This window comes from Paraburkholderia sp. J7, assembly GCF_905220155.1.
Classification (GTDB): Bacteria; Pseudomonadota; Gammaproteobacteria; order Burkholderiales; family Burkholderiaceae; genus Paraburkholderia.
In genome coordinates this window covers 407732-425738 of sequence record NZ_CAJMYZ010000003.1, presented here as the reverse complement: position 1 = coordinate 425738, position 18007 = coordinate 407732, and the positions used below count along the sequence as shown (strand labels likewise).

At 59.8% G+C, this 18007-nt stretch carries 17 protein-coding genes; 12 read left to right on the top strand and 5 right to left on the bottom strand.

Annotation, left to right across the window (positions count from 1 at the left end; translation table 11 throughout):
* Positions 1-47: 47 nt before the first annotated feature.
* Entirely contained in the window at positions 48-389 is a 342-nt protein-coding gene (locus U5A58_RS07430) for a helix-turn-helix domain-containing protein (protein WP_321917522.1), read from the bottom strand.
* Between the two features lie 143 nt (positions 390-532).
* Here U5A58_RS07430 and U5A58_RS07425 point away from each other — a divergent pair, with 143 nt between their 5' ends.
* From U5A58_RS07425 to U5A58_RS07405, 5 genes are all read left to right on the top strand, one after another.
* A complete protein-coding gene (locus tag U5A58_RS07425; RefSeq protein ID WP_321960927.1) occupies positions 533-1522 on the top strand; it encodes an NADPH:quinone reductase in 990 nt (329 codons plus the stop codon).
* A gap of 102 nt (positions 1523-1624) precedes the next feature.
* Positions 1625-2500, top strand: coding sequence for a LysR family transcriptional regulator (locus tag U5A58_RS07420; protein ID WP_321960926.1), 876 nt, complete (start codon positions 1625-1627; stop codon positions 2498-2500).
* Between the two features lie 153 nt (positions 2501-2653).
* Positions 2654-3670: a succinylglutamate desuccinylase/aspartoacylase family protein gene (locus U5A58_RS07415; protein ID WP_321960925.1), complete on the top strand. Its 1017-nt coding sequence runs from the start codon at positions 2654-2656 to the stop codon at positions 3668-3670.
* A 62-nt stretch (positions 3671-3732) separates the two neighbouring features.
* Complete coding sequence (locus U5A58_RS07410; RefSeq protein ID WP_321917516.1) at positions 3733-5109, top strand: MFS transporter; 1377 nt, start codon at positions 3733-3735, stop codon at positions 5107-5109.
* 22 nt (positions 5110-5131) lie between these two features.
* Positions 5132-6028 carry an MBL fold metallo-hydrolase gene (locus U5A58_RS07405; protein ID WP_321960924.1) on the top strand — a complete coding sequence of 299 codons (897 nt, stop codon included), beginning with the start codon at positions 5132-5134 and terminating at the stop codon, positions 6026-6028.
* A 171-nt stretch (positions 6029-6199) separates the two neighbouring features.
* Here the strand turns inward: U5A58_RS07405 and U5A58_RS07400 are convergent, their stop codons facing one another.
* Positions 6200-6988: a helix-turn-helix transcriptional regulator gene (locus U5A58_RS07400; RefSeq protein ID WP_321960923.1), complete on the bottom strand. Its 789-nt coding sequence runs from the start codon at positions 6986-6988 to the stop codon at positions 6200-6202.
* Between the two features lie 122 nt (positions 6989-7110).
* On the opposite strand from U5A58_RS07400, the gene U5A58_RS07395 reads away from it, so the two are divergent.
* The 4 genes from U5A58_RS07395 to U5A58_RS07380 all read left to right on the top strand — a co-directional run bounded on the left by U5A58_RS07395 (position 7111) and on the right by U5A58_RS07380 (position 12026).
* The gene (locus U5A58_RS07395; RefSeq protein ID WP_321960922.1) at positions 7111-8196 is read left to right on the top strand and encodes an alcohol dehydrogenase catalytic domain-containing protein; all 1086 of its coding nucleotides are present in this window, start codon (positions 7111-7113) and stop codon (positions 8194-8196) included.
* Positions 8197-8662: 466 nt separating this feature from the next.
* Positions 8663-9808, top strand: coding sequence for a helix-turn-helix transcriptional regulator (locus U5A58_RS07390; RefSeq protein WP_321960921.1), 1146 nt, complete (start codon positions 8663-8665; stop codon positions 9806-9808).
* Positions 9809-10413: 605 nt separating this feature from the next.
* Positions 10414-10962, top strand: coding sequence for a hypothetical protein (locus U5A58_RS07385; protein WP_321960920.1), 549 nt, complete (start codon positions 10414-10416; stop codon positions 10960-10962).
* A gap of 710 nt (positions 10963-11672) precedes the next feature.
* Positions 11673-12026, top strand: coding sequence for a hypothetical protein (locus U5A58_RS07380; RefSeq protein ID WP_321960919.1), 354 nt, complete (start codon positions 11673-11675; stop codon positions 12024-12026).
* Between the two features lie 34 nt (positions 12027-12060).
* Here U5A58_RS07380 and lysA read toward each other — a convergent pair whose 3' ends face one another.
* The 3 genes from lysA to U5A58_RS07365 form a co-directional block, all read right to left on the bottom strand.
* The gene (gene lysA / locus U5A58_RS07375; RefSeq protein ID WP_321960918.1) at positions 12061-13248 is read right to left on the bottom strand and encodes a diaminopimelate decarboxylase; all 1188 of its coding nucleotides are present in this window, start codon (positions 13246-13248) and stop codon (positions 12061-12063) included.
* Positions 13214-14398 carry a cystathionine beta-lyase gene (metC, locus tag U5A58_RS07370; RefSeq protein ID WP_321960917.1) on the bottom strand — a complete coding sequence of 395 codons (1185 nt, stop codon included), beginning with the start codon at positions 14396-14398 and terminating at the stop codon, positions 13214-13216. The genes lysA and metC overlap by 35 nt, the downstream gene beginning before the upstream one ends.
* Positions 14399-14551: 153 nt before the next feature.
* Positions 14552-14782, bottom strand: coding sequence for a DUF6356 family protein (locus U5A58_RS07365; protein ID WP_321960916.1), 231 nt, complete (start codon positions 14780-14782; stop codon positions 14552-14554).
* A gap of 752 nt (positions 14783-15534) precedes the next feature.
* Between U5A58_RS07365 and U5A58_RS07360 the strand changes: the two genes are divergently transcribed.
* The 3 genes from U5A58_RS07360 (at position 15535) to U5A58_RS07350 (ending at position 17842) form a co-directional block, all read left to right on the top strand.
* The gene (locus U5A58_RS07360; RefSeq protein WP_321960915.1) at positions 15535-16347 is read left to right on the top strand and encodes a transporter substrate-binding domain-containing protein; all 813 of its coding nucleotides are present in this window, start codon (positions 15535-15537) and stop codon (positions 16345-16347) included.
* Positions 16348-16416: 69 nt separating this feature from the next.
* Positions 16417-17076 (top strand): amino acid ABC transporter permease, encoded by a 660-nt coding sequence (locus U5A58_RS07355; protein WP_321960914.1) that lies wholly within the window; start codon positions 16417-16419, stop codon positions 17074-17076.
* A 37-nt stretch (positions 17077-17113) separates the two neighbouring features.
* On the top strand, positions 17114-17842 hold the full coding sequence (locus U5A58_RS07350; RefSeq protein ID WP_321916620.1) for an amino acid ABC transporter ATP-binding protein: 729 nt from the start codon (positions 17114-17116) through the stop codon (positions 17840-17842).
* Positions 17843-18007 lie beyond the last annotated feature (165 nt).

Sequence of the window (18007 nt, the reverse complement as noted above, 5' to 3'; positions counted from 1 at the left end):
CACAAGCGCCGTTCTCAGGGCCTATAAGCGGACGTCGACGAGCGCGGTTAGCAGGACTCCAATTGCTCCAGTCGTTCGATGTAAGCGTCGCCCCATTGCTTCATTGCCTCAAGCACGGGCGCGAGCGTTTTTCCGAACTCGGTCAACGAGTATTCGACACGCGGCGGAACCTCCGCGAAAACCTTACGTGTCACGATCCCATTCAATTCAAGTTCACGAAGCTGCAGCGTCAAAGAGCGCTGCGTGACTGTTCCGATCAAGCGTCGCAATTCGCCAAACCGTTTCGTGCCGTTCATCAGATAGTGGACGATCAGCGGTTTCCATTTTCCGCCGGCGACGTCGACCGTTGCGGCAACGGAGCACTGATACGTAGTAACCGAAGAGGCCATGCAGACTCCCAATAGGATACTTTCTATCCCTATATATCAAAGATGTGCCTTCTTGTGCAAAAACAGTCGACCGCCGATAGTCTCCGCTCTATTGCGCTGACCAACGCTCAGCGGACGACCGTGTTATTCAAGGAGGGAGATTGATGAAGGCCGCATACTACGAAAGGCAGGGCAGAGCTTCGGAAGTACTGAGGCTTGGTGATTTTCCGGTTCCGCAACCAGGCCCCGGCGAAGTTCGCGTGCGAATCCATGCGTCCGGTCTGAATCCGAGCGATATCAAGGCGCGCACCGGTTTCTCCGGTCCTGCCGCTTTCCCCATGGTCATTCCGCATCAAGATGGCGCCGGAGTGATCGACGCGGTCGGGGTCGGCGTTGCGCCGACACGCATCGGCGAACGGGTATGGCTGTTCGAAGCGCAATATCGTCGCCCATTCGGCACGGCTGCGGACTGCGCAGTCGTGCCGGCATCACAAGCCGTTTTTTTACCCGACAACGTTTCGTTTGAGGTCGGAGCCTGTTTGGGCATTCCAGCGCTCACGGCTCATCGCTGCCTCTTCGCAGATGGCGTTATCAACGGGCATAGCGTACTCGTCCATGGGGGCGCGGGGGCAGTCGGAACCGCAGCAATCCTGCTTGCAAAATGGGCGGGCGCGTGGGTCGCGACGACCGTCTCAACGCCTGAACAGGCGGACGCTGCGCGACGTGCGGGTGCAGACCTTGTCATCAATCGACTGTCGCAAGATGTGTCGGCGATCGTGAATTCGGCTACTGGGCAGCGAGGGGTCGGCCGGATCGTGGATGTCAGTCTGCAAGACAACCTCGAAACCGATATGAGCTGTCTGGCCGACGGCGGCATCATCAGCGCCTATGCTGTGGAGTCCGCTGCCGACCACCTGGCCCTTCCGCTGCTAAAGGCGATGATCGCAGGCTGCACGTTCCGGTTCATCTACATCTACACTGTCCCGGCGGCCGCAAAGTCCGCAGCGGTCTCAGCGATCAGCCAATGCCTCGTGCACGGAGCGTATGCCCCCACGATAGGGATGCAAGTATCACTCGACGCTATCGTCGAAGCACACGAAGCTCAAGAAACGGGCCGGGTTATCGGCAAGATCATCGTGAAGCCGAATTCATAAGCACGAGCCCCGCACGCCTGACTTATACGATTTCCTCAAGGCTGCCATTCAACGCGTGCAGTGGTTTACGATGACGCTCCAACGTCCTGTTCCCATACCGCCATGGAACTCCGGCATCTTCGCTATTTCATCGCTGTCGCAGAATTGCGCAGTGTGCGCTCGGCTTCCGAACAACTGCACGTGACGCAGCCGGCGATATCCCGGCAAATCCAGGATCTCGAACAGGCCATCGGCGCGGCTTTGTTCGAACGTACGCCACGAGGTCTGCTGCTCACGGCTGCGGGCGAGGCCTACTTGTCCGAGGCGCGAGAGATTCTGGCCCGCGTAGACGCCGCCAATCGCCTCGCCCGCCAGATCGCCTCCGGTTTGCGCGGTCATTTGCGCGTCGGGTTTGTCGAAAACGCGGCATGGAGTGGCATTGTCTCCAGCGCGTTGCGCGAATTCGAACAGGCAGTGCCGGAAGTCGCGCTCGAACTGCAGCCGATGAACACTCCGGAGCAACTTGAAGCGATTGCAGCGGGACGGCTCGACGGCGGTTTCTGCTATCGAGTCGGTGTGCTCCCCGAAGGCATCGCGAGCGTGCCGGTGCTCGAACAGAACGTCCTGTTGGCCGTGCCTGAAGCGTGGCTGCTCGGCAAAGCGGGGGCCGTTTCGACGGCAGACCTTCGGGAAACCCCATTTATCGCCTTTCCTCGACGCGTCTACCCGGCGTACTACGACCGCCTCCTGTCCGCGTGCGCCGAGCGCGGCCTGACGCTCGACATCCGACAGGAGGCCAGCACCGAAACGGCCATCCTTTCGCTCGTGTCCGCGGGCATGGGGGCCGCGATCGTGAACGCGGCGAATCGCGATCGTCCACCGGCACGCGTGCGTTTCGTCGATCTTCAGGATTTGTCGGTGCCGTTGCCACTCGAATTCTGCTACGTAAAAAACGGCGCAAACATGGCATTGGCTCGATTCGTCGACCAGCTGAAGTAGGCGGCGCGTGGCTGCGGCGCGACGGTGGAGGAACGCGTAGCCGGTGATGCCTTCAAAGCATCACCGGCTGCAGAAAACGGCATTGGTCAGGCACTTTGTCTTCGGCGATAGTAAGACAACCGGGGCGTCGCCTCGCTGCTTACGGATCGCACCATGTCCCATCTTCCTTCGCTTATCGCCACTGACGTGGACTTCGAGCGCACCGGTTTCCAGACCGGCACGCTCAGGCTGCCCTGGTCGCACGATCGCTCGGCTTACGGGCACATTCCCATCCCGCTCGCCGTGCTCAACGCCGGAGCGGGGACAGGCCCGACCGTTCTACTCACAGGCGGCAACCACGGCGACGAATACGAAGGCCCAGTCGCACTGTTCAAGCTGCTCCAGCGGCTGCCGTCGATGGTGATCCGTGGCCGCATCATCGTGATTCCAGCGCTGAACTTCCCGGCCTTCATCAACGGCTCCCGCACTTCCCCGATTGACCACGGCAATCTGAACCGGCTTTTTCCGGGCGCACGCAACGGGCAGCCGACGGAGATGATCGCGCACTACGTCGAAACGGTATTGCTTTCACGCGCCGACGTCGTCATCGATCTTCACGCCGGCGGTGCATCTTTCGAACATGCTCCCACGCTTCTCGCGTCGCCACCCGCCGAAGGCGAGCGGCGTGCGCTCTATCTGGACCTCGTTCGCGCGTTTGGAGCACCAAACACGATGATCATGGATCTGCTCGGCGAAGATCGCACTTTCGCGGCGGCCGCCGAACGCCACGGGAAGCTATTCCTGTGCGGCGAATTCGGCGGCCACGCAGGGTGTGACGCGGCCAACCTCGCGATCGTCGAGAACGGCCTGCTTCGCGTCCTGCACCGACTCGGCATGACGCCGGAGGCTGATCCCGCGCCGGCGGGTGAGACGCAATTTCTTCGTGTGGAAGGCGCACGCCACTATGTGTATTCGCCGATTGCGGGCGTGTTCGAGCCCGCTTTCGCACTCGGCGATCGCGTTCGCGAAGGTCAGATCGCGGGACGTCTCTTCGATCCGCACCGGCCCTGGCAAGCGCCGCTGGAGGTTCGCTTCCGCGCCGCCGCCACGGTGATGTGCATCCGTACTTTCGCGCGCGTGGAACCCGGCGACTGCATTGCATTGCTGGCCGCGGATACCGTTGTGGACTGAATACGGAACAACAAGAACGAGTGTGACGGACGACTCACCTACTCATCCTCCGGAGATCGTGCATGAGCGCTTATCCCCCTTCGATTCAGGCGACTGAGCACGTCGGCCGGCCGTCATCCAGCGATGTTCGACACCCGGTCTACATCGTGCTGCTGTTCTTCATCTGCTTCGCGTTCTCGTATCTGGATCGGCAGATCGTCAGCGTACTCGTGCAGCCGATCAAGCAGTCGCTCGCGCTCACCGATACTCAAATCGGCCTGCTGCAGGGTCTATCGTTCACGATGTGCTACGCAACGGCGGGCGTTTTCGTCGCGCGGCTCGTCGATCGAGCGAACCGGGTGAAGCTGATCGCCGCTTGCATTGCGATCTGGGCAATCTCGACGATGGCTTGCGGATTCGCATCGAACTTTTCCGAGCTGCTCATCGCTCGTGCAGGGACCGCGATCGCAGAGGCCGCGCTGAGCCCCGCTGCATTGTCGATCTTCAGCGACATCTTCACGCCGCGTCGCGTGGCGCGCGCGAGCAGTGTCTTCATGCTTGGGCCATACGTGGGGGGCGGCGTTGCGTTGTTCGGCGGCGGCATGTTGTTGTCTGTCGCGCATGGCGACAGCAGCGCGCTACTTGCGGCGCATGGCTTCGAACCGTGGCAAATGGTGTTCGTCGCGGTCGGGCTGCCCGGGCTCGTGTTGGCCGCGCTGGTGGCATTCACGGTTCGCGAACCGGTCCGCCAGGAGACCTTCGCTCGTGCTACGCAAGCAGGAGACGCCATGCCATCGCTGCGCGAAGTCGTGGTCGAACTGTTCGTGCGCAATCGCTTCTGCCTGCCGTACTTCGCGGCCTACGTCGCGTTGATCACGCTGTTCTACTCGCACGCCGCGTGGTTCCCGACTTTGCTGATGCGCCATTTTCATCTCGCGCCGAAGGCGGTGGGCCAGATGGCCGCACCCGCTTACGTGATCGGCGGGACACTTGGTATCGCGTGCGCGGGCATGCTTGCGACGCGAATCACTGACGAAAACACGTTGCGCAGGGTGCTGGGCTTCTCCGCCGGCGCGGTTGCTACACTGGTGCCAGCCGCGATTGCGATGCCGCTCGTCGCCGACAGCACCGTCGCGGTTCTGCTGTATGGCAGCTGTGCGTTCACCGCGAGCATCGCGATGGGCCTCGCGCCCGTACCGCTGCAAATCGCGGTGCCGAACCGCATGCGTGGTCGTTCGCTCGCTTTGCTCGTCTTCATGACCAACGCGATCAGCGGAGGCGTTGGGCCGCTGGCCGTCGGTTACCTGAACGAGCACCTCGGGCACATGGGCAACAGTCTGGGCGTCGCGCTGGCCTTGACCGGTGGGTTGTCCTCACTGATTGGCGCCGCGCTCTACATACTGGCCATGCGGCGCGTGCCGGTCGCGCATGCGCCTGCCGTAGAGCGAGGAACTCCATGACTTACTACGAACCAACGTTGCTATGAAAAACGCTTCCAATACCCATCTCGTGGGCGATGCAACCATCACTCGGGTGGATGAAACGGCCTTCGCACTCGCTCCCGATGTCTTGTTCCCGGACTGGGATCCCGCTAGCGGTCGTGTTCTGGAAGAACACTGTTCGACCTCCAGCCTCGACCTGACGAATCGACGCGTATCGATGAGAACGCATTTGTGGGTCGTTGAATTCCGCGGACTGACTATTGTCGTCGACACGGGAATCGGCAATGGGAAAACGCGGCCGTTCAGTGCACTGTTCGACCAACTCGACAACCCCGTGCTCGAGCGCTTCGAGGCGGCAGGCTTCCTGCGCGAGCGCGTCGACTATGTGCTGCTCACACATTTGCACGTCGATCATGTCGGATGGAACACGCATTGGCAAAACGACCGCTGGATGCCCGTCTTTCCGAACGCCACCTATGTATTCGGCCAGCGCGAGTGCGACTATTTCGCAAAGCCGGAAGGAGAGCCGCGGCGCATGGTATTCGAGGACAGCGTACTGCCGGTCATCGAGGCCCAACAGGCCCGCATCGTGCCGGATGAAGGGGCGGAGATTGTCGACGGCATTTGCTTTCTGCCGACGCCGGGCCACAGCATCGGGCATATGGCTATCGAAATTCGCTCACAGGGACAGACAGCATTGTTCTCCGGGGACGTGATGCACAGTCCGTTGCAAGTCTATCGTCCTCAGTGGAATTCGACGTTCTGCCTCGATCAGCCACAGGCGCGAGCATCGAGACAATCGTTGCTCGAACGCGCGGCGAAAACGGGGGCAATCGTATTCCCCGCGCACTTTCCGGAAACATCAGCCGGTACGGTGCATGAAGGTCCGCACGGATTCGAATGGCGCTACTTGAGGGCGCCTCGCTCACCAGGCTGATGTCGGCGATGGTCGTGCTCGACAGCGCGCAGTCGTTGAGAGACACGGGGAGCGTCGACAGCGACGACATCGATCGACTCAAGCACTCGGGGTCCCGCTTCCCGGCCGGCGCGTCGCTCGAACGGGCATCACGCCGGCAAGCGGGAACACCACCGCCTGTTGCCGCCTGAGCTAAACGACGTCCGCGTCGACCGGCGTGTAGATTGCGAGCTTAAGCGCCGGATCGTCGTTCGCCTGAAACGTTGCGTACTCGTAGCGCTGCACACCGTGCCTCGCGTGCGCAAAGACCTTCTGACCCGACGCGCCGCTGCGCACGTCGTGTGCACTCCACCATTTCGCGAACTCCTCGCTGCTCGAACCAAGGCGTCCTACCAGTTCGACGAACGCAGGATCGCCCGCATGAAGGTCGTGGCTCGTACGAAACAGCGCGATCATGCGCCGGGCTTCATTCGACCAGCTCGCGCCGAAGAGCCGCCGTGCTTCGGGTTCGAGGAACATGTAAATCATGATGTTGCGGTCTTGCGCAGCGAGACGATCGAAGCCGAGCAGTTCGGTGGCGGCCTGGTTGCACGCAAGGATGTCCCAGCGCCGACCAGTCACGTAAGCCGGAAGAGCGAGATTGGCTACCACCCGCGCGACGGCGGGCGGCACATTCTCGCGGGCGAAGGCGCGCGGTTCACTGCGCTGCGCGAGCGTGCGCAAATGGGCCACTTCGGCATTGTCGAGCTGCAATGCCCGCGCAAGCGCATCCAGCGTCGCATCCGAAGGGCTGACCGCGCGCCCTTGCTCGAGGCGGATATACCAGTCCACGCCGATGCCCGCGAGTTCCGCGACTTCCTCACGCCGGAGGCCGGGCGTGCGGCGGCGCCGGCCGTCGTTGAGGCCGACGTCGCCGGGTCTCAGCTTCTTGCGCCGGGAGCGCAGAAAGTCGCCGAATGGGGTTCGCGTCGTGGCGGTCATCGTGTTCGCTTCATATCGGGTAGGACGGCAGGGTGGGACTGCGCAATCCTGGGATCGCAGCGGGCCTTGTTGCCTATTCTAAGCCTGCCAGAATCGGCCCATCTCCCCTTTCTGGAAGAGTCATGAAAGCTGCCGTCCTGAAGACGCTCAACGCGCCGCTCACGATCGAACAGATACCGGATCCTTCTGCAGGCACCGGCGAAGTTATCGTAGACGTCGTTGCGGCGCCGGTGTTGTCCTATGCGCAGGAAGTGTTCAGCGGCGAACGCCGCTATCCAATCGAGTTGCCTATCGTGCCGGGCTGCGGCGCGATCGGTCGGGTCCGCACAATCGGTCCAGATGCGACGCATCTGAAACCGGGCGACTGGGTGTTCTGCGATCCGACCGTGCGCTCTCGCGACGATGCGCTCATGCCTGATATCGTGCTGCAGGGCTGGAGCGCGCGAGGCGAGGGCGGCAGGCGGTTGCAGCGGTATTTTCACGACGGCCCGTTTGCCGAGCAGCTACGGTTGCCGACAGAAAACGCTGTGCGCATCGGCGAGATCGATCCGGCTGACGCCGCGCGTTGGTGCGCGCTCAATACGTTGCTCGTACCATACGGCGGGCTGCTCGCGTCTGATCTGCGGGCCGGTGAGATCCTGCTCGTCAGCGGAGCGACTGGCAACTTCGGCAGCGCGTGCGTCGCGGTCGCGCTCGCAATGGGCGCGCGCTGCGTCGTCGCACCCGGCCGCAACGCGCAGGCACTCGAAGACCTGGAGCGCAGATTCGGCGATCGCGTGCGAACCATTTTACTGTCCGGCGACGAAGCAACGGATCGCGAACGCATGCAACGGGCGGCGCCGGGACCGATCGACTGCGTGATGGACCTGATGCCGCCGTCTGTTCCGGCGACGACGGTGCGTGCCGCGGTGATGGCGGTCCGCCCGTATGGGCGCGTGGTCCTGATGGGCGGTGTTGGCATGCTGGGCGGCGCGGGCCTCGAGCTTCCCTATCCGTGGATCATGCGCAACGACATTACGTTGCGCGGCAAGTGGATGTATCCAACGCAAGCCGTGACGTTGATGACAGGTTTGATTCGAGGTGGGCTGCTGCATCTGGGCCATTTCGATGTGACAACGTTCGCGCTCGACGATGCGAACGAGGCAGTCGCTCATGCAGCGGCGAACGGCGGCCCATTCCGGATGACGGTGATCAGCACGGCGCGTTGACGAGTGTGGTTCTTCGCAGACGATCACACAATGGGCGACCTGCCTTTGTGCCTGACAAAGGCTTGTCCTGTGCTCAAGTCCACGACCTCGTCCTCAAGTTCATTCAGGAAATGTCCGCTGACGACAAAAGGAATTCGTTCCCGGCGTCATGTTGCGGCCATCTACGCCCGAGATTCGTCATCCTTGTATCGCAGGGGCGCGAAGCAGTCGACCGGTCCAGGTACCCTTGGGATAGGACTGCTCGCAACGAAACCTCGCAGCCGATACTGCGCGCCGCTATGAACGCTTTGGACAGGCGGTAATGCGCTGAACTGCAGCCATTCGAACACACATCTAACCAACTAGCACTTAACGGCCCAGTCTTTTCCAAACACATTCTCCTTACGTTAGCTCCTATAATTTCGAAAAATCTGGGCGTCCGATACTCCCATTTGGGAGGTACATCCGCCTCGGACTGGAGGCGACCATGACGCGCGTCGAAGCCATCCATCGAGCGATTCGGGACATATACGGGGCAGTGCTCTCGCCCGATGACTGGTCTGCTGCCCTCGCATTGATCTCGGAGGCAATCGGTGCGCATAAGGTGGTGCTGAATGAAGCGGGTGCCGATGCTGCCGGTTTGGCGGTTTCCATAGGCGTAGACCCCGTCAATGCGGTGCGACTTCGGCGCGAATTCGCAAACCGTCTGCCTGACTGGATCAAAGCCATACCGGTTGGCACATCGCTGCGACAATCGTCAGCAATTTCAGATGCCGACTTCAGACGTTTAGATATCTATAACGAGGTCGTTCGCCCAGAGGGCGGGTTCTATTCAATCGTCGCGCCGCTTGCCCGGTCGCCTCGACGGCAGGTTCATTTTTTGGTGGGCCGGGAGCTAGGTGCGGCGGATTTCAGTGACGCCGATCTCGATGCGGCAAATCTGATCGTCCCGCACCTAATGACTGCGTTGGAGGTTCAAAGCCATCTTGCTGCAGCGGACCTTCGGGCACAGACAGCGTTTGACGTCATAGCACGATTGAACGTTGGTGTGATCCTTTTCGATGCGGCTTTGTGTCCGGTATTCGTGAATCCGTACGCCGAGGTACTCGCCGCACGCGGCGACGGATTGCTGTTGAATTCAAGAACTGTGGCAGCCGCGCGGCATTCCGATACGCAGGATCTGCGTCGAGCGATGGCGGCGGCCGTGGTCTGGCATGACATCAGCCGAGATAGTCGAGAGGCGGCAATAAGACGTGTCGCGCCGACGCGTTGTTACTTGCTCCGCGAATCGCCGCATCTCCCGCTTGTCGTCAGCGTCATGCCACTCTGTGTGATTGACGTTGTTAGTGAATGGAATCTCGCGCGTGGCGTTCTGTTCGTTCTGGAACCGGACAGTCCGTTGAGTCCCGATCTAGGCGTCCTCGGCACTACTTTTCAGCTAACTCGGCGCGAGGTCGCGCTCGCCAGCTTGCTTGTCCGCGGTACTGACCTCGAAGACGCAGCGTCGCAACTGGGCATTGGGATTGGAACGGCAAGGGGATACCTGAAACGGATCCTGGCTAAGACCGACACGCACCGGCAGGCGGAACTGGTATCGCTACTTCTACGCGCAGGTATGCAAATCGTGCGATGAGCAGGCAGGCGAACCCGTACTCCCGACGATCGCTCGATATTGTCTAGAACGGCCGACGACGGGACGGTCTTGGATGGCTCTTGACGGGCAGCTAACTGATTGGATCTGACGTTCGAACGTCCGCGCGGAGCCCCGGTTGGACGTCTGTAGCTGGCCGGCTGGCGTCCGACTACCGAGTGCGACGATTGTATCGGGCGCGCACTTCATGCAAAGGGCATAAAGCGACCCGGAGCAGACGTTAGGAATCGACCCACAGACGACCGTTGAATGCGGACTAACGGACACGTTGGCCCGTGAAAGCTGTCTGGCCCGTGCGCTCGCTGACGGACTCAACAATGTCACGTCGGATTGTTGTCTGCAACCAATGGCGGTCGCGTTTTGGTGCGCACCGTCACACCATAACGAAGTTCCGAGCAACGACAAACCGCGCGTGATTGGCCGGCCGCTTCCGCTGCCCTTAGTCAGTCCGCTTGCGTTGAGAGCTACCATTCGCAGTTGTCGGACTGAGAATGGTCGGAAAGCAACTCGCAGCCGCCTTACCCGATAGCAATATTTTTTAGGTGGCGGCAGCACAAGCAAGCTAGCGAGGCGACAGGAGTCGGCAGATGCCCACCTTCACATGGTCAGCGTTTTTTGAATTCATCGGAAAAGGTTTTACAGCGATCGTTGCTGCAGTGGGCGCATGGTGGGCATTCGAAAAATGGCGAAAGAGGGACGAACACTTTCCGCGAATGTATTTCGAGGTTACCGCTAATTTCTTGGGATTGCAGGACGGCCAAATGATCGTCGAGGTTGTCGCGGCCCTCGAGAACAAAGGCGTCGTTCCGCTTACCATAAAAAATCTTGATTTCAAGTTGAGAGGCATTCACTCTCATGACCGCGTCGAAATAGGAGATGAGTCGATCCGTCGTCAGGTTAACTTTCCTCGCCTTATCGCTGAGGGCAAGTTCATCCCTGCTACATGGGCCTATTCGTTCATTTATCCGGGCGTAAGGACCGAATATAACTTCGTGGCTGCGATTCCTGCGGACATATCTTTTATTCGCGTGCAAGCCGACTTCGAATACCTCACTTCGGGCCGAAGTCACCACGCGGCCAAAATCTACAAGTTACCGAGCACTGACAGTCAAAGTGGCGACACCCAGTCCGCGTGATACTGACCGAGATCGAATGGCGCGGTTGGAGGGAATGTCCAGTTCTCGTCACACTTCAGTCGCAGAGCTGGATGGCGCAAAAATCTCTTATGGCCGAATTGTTCGCGTACCTCGTCCGTCAGGTCCCAGATGTAATGCGGCCATTCCAACGGCGAGTTTCCCGCTCGCCGAACGTCCGGATGTGGCCGAGACCGGAAGTCGCCGTAAGGCGGGTAGCTTCGAGCCGCCACCTCACTTCAGCGCCACGCCGCCACTGGCCAGCACCGGTCGCCGAACGCCCAGACTGCTTGCCCGACCTGTAGCGACCCCAATACGACAAACGTCTGAAGAGACCGCGCTTCATCAATGCTGCATCGACGGGCCACTGCAAACCCTGCGCGCTGGCCTGACGTCTGACCGTGGTGCAGAGACAGCAACGCTTCCACCTCATCCAATGAGAAGCCAAAGCACTGCGACGGCTTGTTCGCCGTCTTAAGGAAAGATATCGTGGCCGCGCGTCGCGCTGGCGCCACGGACTGCCGGACGACCATGGGCGCACTTTTGTCAGGCTCATCAACCCGCTTACGCCGCGTCCTGTTAGGCCGAATGTGGTCACGCCAACACATGGCTGGAATAACGCTGCCCGATGGTTCGTATAGCTGACGCACTTCGCGAACACGCTGTGCTCGAGTGTCGGATGCGGTTAGCAAGTGGACGAAAAGGGGCGTGCCATGAAGGAGTACAACGAACAGGAAGAAATCCGGTTGCTGGTCGCGTTGAGGGCTGAAGCGGAAAGATATAGCGGTATCAGCGAACACAGAATGGCAGGCTGCACTGCGTTCAGTCTGCTTGGGGGCATAACGGCCTGCGCTTGTGGAAATCTGATCGCCCTCAAGCTCCCCGAACTCTCGGTCGCTGCGTTGCTGCAGACGCCCGGTTGCCGATCGCTCCAGCCGTTCGGACAAATGGCATCACCACATTGGCTCGCCTTCACGGTGACAAGCCCGGCCTTCGAGGCGCTTGACCAATTATTCGAGGAGGCCGTGGCGTTTGCACACGAATCACAGCAAACCCACAACGGGTGATGTAACGCCAGGGCTGCATCGCGTTAGCGTAGCGTCACACCTGCAATTCGAGAGCAAGCAACTCGTCAATAGTCTGGCGACGTCGGATGAGCCGAGGCACGCCCCGGTCCACGAGTACTTCGGCTGCGAGTGGCCGGCTATTGTAGTTCGACGACATCGAAGCACCATACGCGCCGGCGCAACCGAAGAGCAGCAGATCGCCTGGCTGGGGGTGCGGCAATTGCTGGTGCGTAACGACTCCAGTACTGTCCTGCGTGAACACGTCACCCGATTCGCAGAGCGGGCCCGCAATCGCGACACTCGCTAGTTGCCGGTTTTCGGGAGGCGTGCTGTCGAGAGCGTGAACGGTCACGGGGTGCTGGCTGCCATACATTGCCGGGCGCAAAAGGTCGTTGAAACCTGCGTCAATCAGAACAAATGCGCAATCTGGCCGTCGATTTATTGATTGTACCTGCGTCACGAGCGTGCCAGCCTCGGCGACCAGAAAACGACCCGGCTCGATCTCGATTCGCACTGCGTGTGCAAGATGCCGCTCGATCCGCTTGCGCGCGGCGTCCCACTGGCGGAAATAGTGATCAACATCAACGTTTGGCTCACTCTCGCGGTACGGTACCGAAAGACCACCACCCGCCGAAATCGCCTCGATGTCGTGATCGAGCGTTTCGACGATGTCGACCATTGCATCGCACACCTTCGACAGATGTTCATAGTCTACGCCCGAGCCGATGTGCATATGAATGCCGACCAGCTTTAACTGATACTGACGCACCATTTCGATGGCGCGCGTGACATCGTCAAACCAGATACCATGTTTGCTCCGCGGGCCGCCGGTGTTGGTCTTGCGACTGTGCCCGTGCCCGAAGCCTGGGTTGATGCGCAGCCAGACGCGGTGGCCAGCCGAATGCTGGCCGATGCGCGCGAGCATGTCGAGAGAGCCTGCATTGACCGTAATACCGCAAGCCAGCACTTTCCCGAGCGTTGGCATGTCGATCAGATCAGCTGTGAAAACAACGCCTTCGGGGTCACCGTCCGGCCGGAATCCTGCAGCGAGACTACGCTCTATCTCACCCAGTGATACTGCGTCGACGACTACTCCCTCGTCACGCATGAGTTTCAGGATGTGAATGTTCGAGCATGCCTTCTGCGCATAACGGATCACGTCGAATTGCCGCAGGCGAGAGATGCGGTCACGAATACTGCGCGTGCAGAAAGCGCAGCGCATTCTCCAGGTCGGCGATCAGATCCTCCTTTGCTTCGAGGCCGATATGCCGGCGGAACGCAAATCCATCGTACGGCCAGTTGCCGTCTGGTCGCTCATGGCGGGGATCGAACGGCATTACGAGGCTCTCGAATCCGCCCCAGGAGAAGCCCAGCCCGAACAGGTGAAGATTGTCGATAAACGAGCGGAATGTGTCGCGGGAAAACGTCGGCTTTAGCACTACACTGAACAGCCCCGAAGCGCCCTTGTAGTCACGCGCCCAGATCAGGTGTCCCGGCGTATCTGGCAGCGCGGGGTGCAGTACGCGCTCGACTTCCGGCCGGTTGGCCAGCCAGTTAGCGATATCCACGCCATGGCGAAAATGCCGCTCCAGGCGAATTGCCATCGTGCGTAGACCCCGCAGGGCGAGGTAGGCGTCATCGGGTCCGGCGTGAAGTCCCGCGGCATACACATACTCGCGTATGGTCGCCCACGCCTCACGGTTGGCGGTAATTACGCCCATCGTCGCATCTGAGTGGCCCACTATGTATTTCGTTGCCGCGTGCACAGATACGTCAACGCCGTGCTCGAAAGGTTTGAAGAACAGTGGCGTCGCCCACGTGTTGTCCATCACAACCTTTGCGCCTCTCTTACGAGCCTGAGCGCAGATCGCCGGGACGTCCTGCACCTCAAAGGTCTGGGAGCCCGGTGACTCGAGAAAAACGAGAGTCGTATTGGGTCTGAACAGCGCGCCAATGTCGGATCCTGCCGTCGAGTCATAGTAGGTCACCGTGACGCCACAGCGTCGCAGGACAGTATCGGCAAAATGCCGTGTCGGCCCATACACGCTGTTGCAGATCAGTACGTGATCACCGGACTTGACGAATGCCATGATCGCGCTAGTACAGGCAGCAAGGCCCGATGAAACCAGCAACGAACGGTATCCGCCTTCGAGTTGCGCCAGCATCTCCTGGAGTGCGAACGTGGTCGGTGTGCCTTTTCGCCCGTACCACAGTTCCTGCCCGTCCGGGCTGGACATGGCTCTGGCTCTCGTCTCCATGTCTTCCATGTCGCGGAAGACGATAGTCGATGCGCGGAAAACAGGCGGATTCACCACACCGCCGAACGTCTCCGGATCATAGGCACCATGGAGTAAAACGGTTTCAGAATGCATGTTTGTTCCTTGTCGAACCATTTTGGCGGCCGACTGTTATTCGTTGGATCTGCAAAATATTAAAGTTCGCGAGGCAACCCAGCGAAGGCTCCCATGCAGTCGTGCCTTGTCACAACCGTATTGCGCATGCGCGGCAGGAGCGACAGCTATCGCTCAGTCTGTTGAACCGCGTCTTTTCCTTGACGCCACCATGCGGTCATGCAGCGAGGTCACCACCTTGCTGCCTGTACGCACGAACAGGAAAGGAAACAGCGCGTGGACGAACAGGGCAAGCGATGCGAGAAACATGGGAACGCTGAACGAGAACGACATCCTCATGTGCTGGAAGTACGTCTCGTCGACCGAGTTGGGATGCTCGCGAAAAAGTCGGAGCAGGGTGATCATGGATGAGGCCTCTTCGCTTGTCGTCAGGCAATGTCGGCGGATGCGATTCCCGCTTCGCTGCATCGCATCCAGCCTTCGAAGTCCGTTATCGTACGAAAGCAAAAGGAGAATATTTTTTTGTTCTTCCTACCATCTTCCCCCTAAATTGAAGGAAATAGTTCTCTATTGGATCAGGGTCGCGCGTGCTGGGCCCATTGAATGGTGATGGTTGACACCGAAACTGATGCCTTGCTTCAGTCCGCGCCCGGACATCATGTGACGACGACGCAGCCGCGCGAGCACCTGCCTGGCCGAAATCGGCCTCGCCGTGCGTCGTTCCCGTTGCAGTTTCCAGATTCCCATCATCTGCGACAGGGAGAATTTCGTTCTTCCTCTTAGGGGATAAACAGGACGGTATTTAAAAAAAAATTCTCTCTCGGCCCCCTTAGGATTGCTTCCACACAAGGCCAGCGCGAAGACACGAGTTGATGCCAGGAGCGCTACGCAATTCGTTCGCTGCGCAGGTGTGAGAGTGCCCCTGACTGAGGGTTTAGCCTGAGTTGAAATATGGTTGACAAATCCTCTAAAGGTTCAGCGCCCCAGTGGCTGCATCGAGCGCGCCGCGAGTACCCGTACAGCTTTCGTGTCAATGCCTGGCTTCTCGGCCTGTCGTTGCATTCAAGCCGAAATGTGGTTCTGTCAATGAGCTGGAGAGGGTATTCCGCGTTCGGCATACCAGGTAGAACGAGTAACCAACACTCAATGAGGAGACTATGAACTTCAAAAGCCTTATCAATCAGCTTTTGCGCGGTGCGGTCGTCGCGACTGCGTTCAGCTTCGTAGGCGCAAGCGCCCACGCCCAGGACCTGCTCGAAACAGTCAAATCGAACGGCATGCTGCGCGTTGGCCTGGAGGGTACCTATCCGCCGTTCGATTACCGCAACGCGACCGGCGAACTCGAAGGCTTCGATGTGGATGTCGCAAAGGCGCTCGCAAACAGACTAGGTGTCAAGGTGCAATTCATACCCACCGAGTGGAGCGGCATCCTCGCGGGCCTGCAGGCTGGAAAATTCGACGTGATCGTCAATCAGGTCACCATCACCCCGCAGCGTAAACAGGCGCTCGATTTCAGCCAGCCCTATACGTTCTCCGCCGCCCAGTTGATCCAGCGGGCCAATGACAAACGCGACTTCACGTCCCTTGATGAATTCAAGGGGGACAAGAAGTTGGGAGTGACCCTTGGCACGAACTATGACCAGATGGCGAGGGCCGTGACAGGTATTAATGCGCAGACGTACCCCGGTGCGGCGGAAAAGCTGAGTGATCTCGCGTCGAATCGAATCGATGCGACGCTCGATGACCGGTTGATGCTGCCGTACATCATCAAGACGTCGCATCTGCCGCTGCGTGCTGGTGCAGTGCTCAAGGGAGCCGACCAGGAAATGGGCATTCCGTTCCGCAAGGGAAATCCGGAATTCGAAAAGGCAATCAACGGTGCACTCAGCGCGATGAAGGAGGACGGCACGCTGAAGAAGATCTCCATGCACTGGTTTGGCACTGATGTAACGCAACCCGTCTCGCAGTAAGCGCCCCTTCAATTTGCCGCGCCGCTCCGCTTCCTGCCGGAGTGGCGCGCACGTTAGGCTATTTATCGCATGACACCAATTGATCTTGTCATTCACGCTCTGCCCGTTCTCTTGATGGGCGCGATGATCACCTTGAAGTTCGCGCTGGCCGCCGCTGTCCTTGGCCTGTGCGTCGGTGTCGTCGTCGCTATCATGGGAATCAGTGGGCAGCCGCTGGTCGCCGGCGTCGCCCGTGGATATGTCAGCCTCATGCGCGGCACGCCGCTACTCGTACAGATTTTCCTCGTGTACTACGGGTTGCCCGGTCTAGGCATCTCTCTGGATCCGACGAGCGCAGGCATTCTTGCGTTGACGGCCAACGCTGGCGCCTATCTTTCCGAAAGTATGCGCGGTGCGATTCTCGGTATCGGTCGAGGTCAGTGGAGTGCGGCACACAGCCTTGGCCTGAGTCACCTGCAGGCACTGCGGTACGTCATTTGCCCTCAGGCCTTGAGGATCGCTGTGCCAAGTCTTGGCAATACACTGATCAGCCTGATCAAGGACACGTCGCTGGTTTCAGTGATCACCGTGACTGAGATGCTGCGCGCGGCACAGGAAGTCATTGCGTCCACGTTTCAGCCGTTACCACTCTATCTGGCAGCGGCGGCGATTTACTGGCTGCTCAGTACCGCTATGTCGTGGGGCCAGCGTCACGTAGAAGCACGGCTTGCGCAGGCGCATGTGCGTTGAGGAAACCAGGCTGCCCGCGGATCACGAGGATATTTTGATGATTGCACTGAAAGATGTGTCGAAGTGGTACGGATCGTTTCAGGTTCTGACTGGCTGCACGACCGAAGTCAACAAGGGCGAAGTGGTTGTCGTATGCGGTCCGTCTGGCTCCGGCAAGTCGACGCTGATCAAGACAGTGAACGGCCTCGAGCCGTTCCAGCAAGGGGAGATCGTCGTTGGCGGTCAGTCAGTTGGGGACAAGCGTGCAAACCTGTCGAAGCTGCGCGCGAAGGTCGGCATGGTGTTCCAGCATTTCGAGCTGTTTCCACACCTGTCTATCACGCAAAACCTGACGCTCGCGCAGATCAAGGTTCTCGGCCGGGATCGCGAGACCGCGACCGCGAAGGGCCTGGCGCTCCTTGACCGGGTTGGGCTTCGGGCACACGCCGACAAGTATCCTGGGCAGTTGTCCGGTGGCCAGCAACAACGTGTTGCGATTGCTCGGGCACTGTCGATGGATCCGATTGCGATGCTGTTTGACGAGCCGACGTCCGCGCTGGACCCCGAGATGATCAACGAGGTGCTCGACGTGATGATCGAACTTGCGCGCGAAGGCATGACGATGATGTGCGTCACGCACGAAATGGGTTTCGCGAAGAAGGTGGCGCACCGTGTCCTGTTCATGGACAAGGGAATTATCGTCGAGGACGCTCACAAGGACGCCTTTTTCGAGGATCCGCAATCGGAGCGAGCGAAGGAATTTCTCATGCGCGTGCTACCCCATTGATCGTGTTCCTGGCGCGTCCATTCGTTTGCGAAGCGCCACGCGAAGGCCACAAGGGTTTCGAAGGGGGGCGAAGTTGAGGGCGATCGCACCGACGAGCCTGTCCCCGAATACGGAACCCAATAAGCGATTCGCGCTGCGCTCTATTTCAGCCGGTCGAACCGCATA

What these genes read in the sequence shown, in the direction of transcription:
- U5A58_RS07385 (WP_321960920.1), top strand. Translation starts at nt 10,414, where the DNA reads ATGCCCACCTTCACATGGTCAGCGTTTTTTGAATTCATCGGAAAAGGT.
- lysA (WP_321960918.1), bottom strand. Translation starts at nt 13,248, where the DNA reads ATGCGCTGCGCTTTCTGCACGCGCAGTATTCGTGACCGCATCTCTCGC.
- U5A58_RS07400 (WP_321960923.1), bottom strand. Translation starts at nt 6,988, where the DNA reads ATGACCGCCACGACGCGAACCCCATTCGGCGACTTTCTGCGCTCCCGG.
- U5A58_RS07425 (WP_321960927.1), top strand. Translation starts at nt 533, where the DNA reads ATGAAGGCCGCATACTACGAAAGGCAGGGCAGAGCTTCGGAAGTACTG.
- U5A58_RS07405 (WP_321960924.1), top strand. Translation starts at nt 5,132, where the DNA reads ATGAAAAACGCTTCCAATACCCATCTCGTGGGCGATGCAACCATCACT.
- U5A58_RS07430 (WP_321917522.1), bottom strand. Translation starts at nt 389, where the DNA reads ATGGCCTCTTCGGTTACTACGTATCAGTGCTCCGTTGCCGCAACGGTC.
- metC (WP_321960917.1), bottom strand. Translation starts at nt 14,398, where the DNA reads ATGCATTCTGAAACCGTTTTACTCCATGGTGCCTATGATCCGGAGACG.
- U5A58_RS07410 (WP_321917516.1), top strand. Translation starts at nt 3,733, where the DNA reads ATGAGCGCTTATCCCCCTTCGATTCAGGCGACTGAGCACGTCGGCCGG.
- U5A58_RS07420 (WP_321960926.1), top strand. Translation starts at nt 1,625, where the DNA reads ATGGAACTCCGGCATCTTCGCTATTTCATCGCTGTCGCAGAATTGCGC.
- U5A58_RS07415 (WP_321960925.1), top strand. Translation starts at nt 2,654, where the DNA reads ATGTCCCATCTTCCTTCGCTTATCGCCACTGACGTGGACTTCGAGCGC.
- U5A58_RS07380 (WP_321960919.1), top strand. Translation starts at nt 11,673, where the DNA reads ATGAAGGAGTACAACGAACAGGAAGAAATCCGGTTGCTGGTCGCGTTG.
- U5A58_RS07395 (WP_321960922.1), top strand. Translation starts at nt 7,111, where the DNA reads ATGAAAGCTGCCGTCCTGAAGACGCTCAACGCGCCGCTCACGATCGAA.
- U5A58_RS07365 (WP_321960916.1), bottom strand. Translation starts at nt 14,782, where the DNA reads ATGATCACCCTGCTCCGACTTTTTCGCGAGCATCCCAACTCGGTCGAC.
- U5A58_RS07390 (WP_321960921.1), top strand. Translation starts at nt 8,663, where the DNA reads ATGACGCGCGTCGAAGCCATCCATCGAGCGATTCGGGACATATACGGG.
- U5A58_RS07360 (WP_321960915.1), top strand. Translation starts at nt 15,535, where the DNA reads ATGAACTTCAAAAGCCTTATCAATCAGCTTTTGCGCGGTGCGGTCGTC.
- U5A58_RS07350 (WP_321916620.1), top strand. Translation starts at nt 17,114, where the DNA reads ATGATTGCACTGAAAGATGTGTCGAAGTGGTACGGATCGTTTCAGGTT.
- U5A58_RS07355 (WP_321960914.1), top strand. Translation starts at nt 16,417, where the DNA reads ATGACACCAATTGATCTTGTCATTCACGCTCTGCCCGTTCTCTTGATG.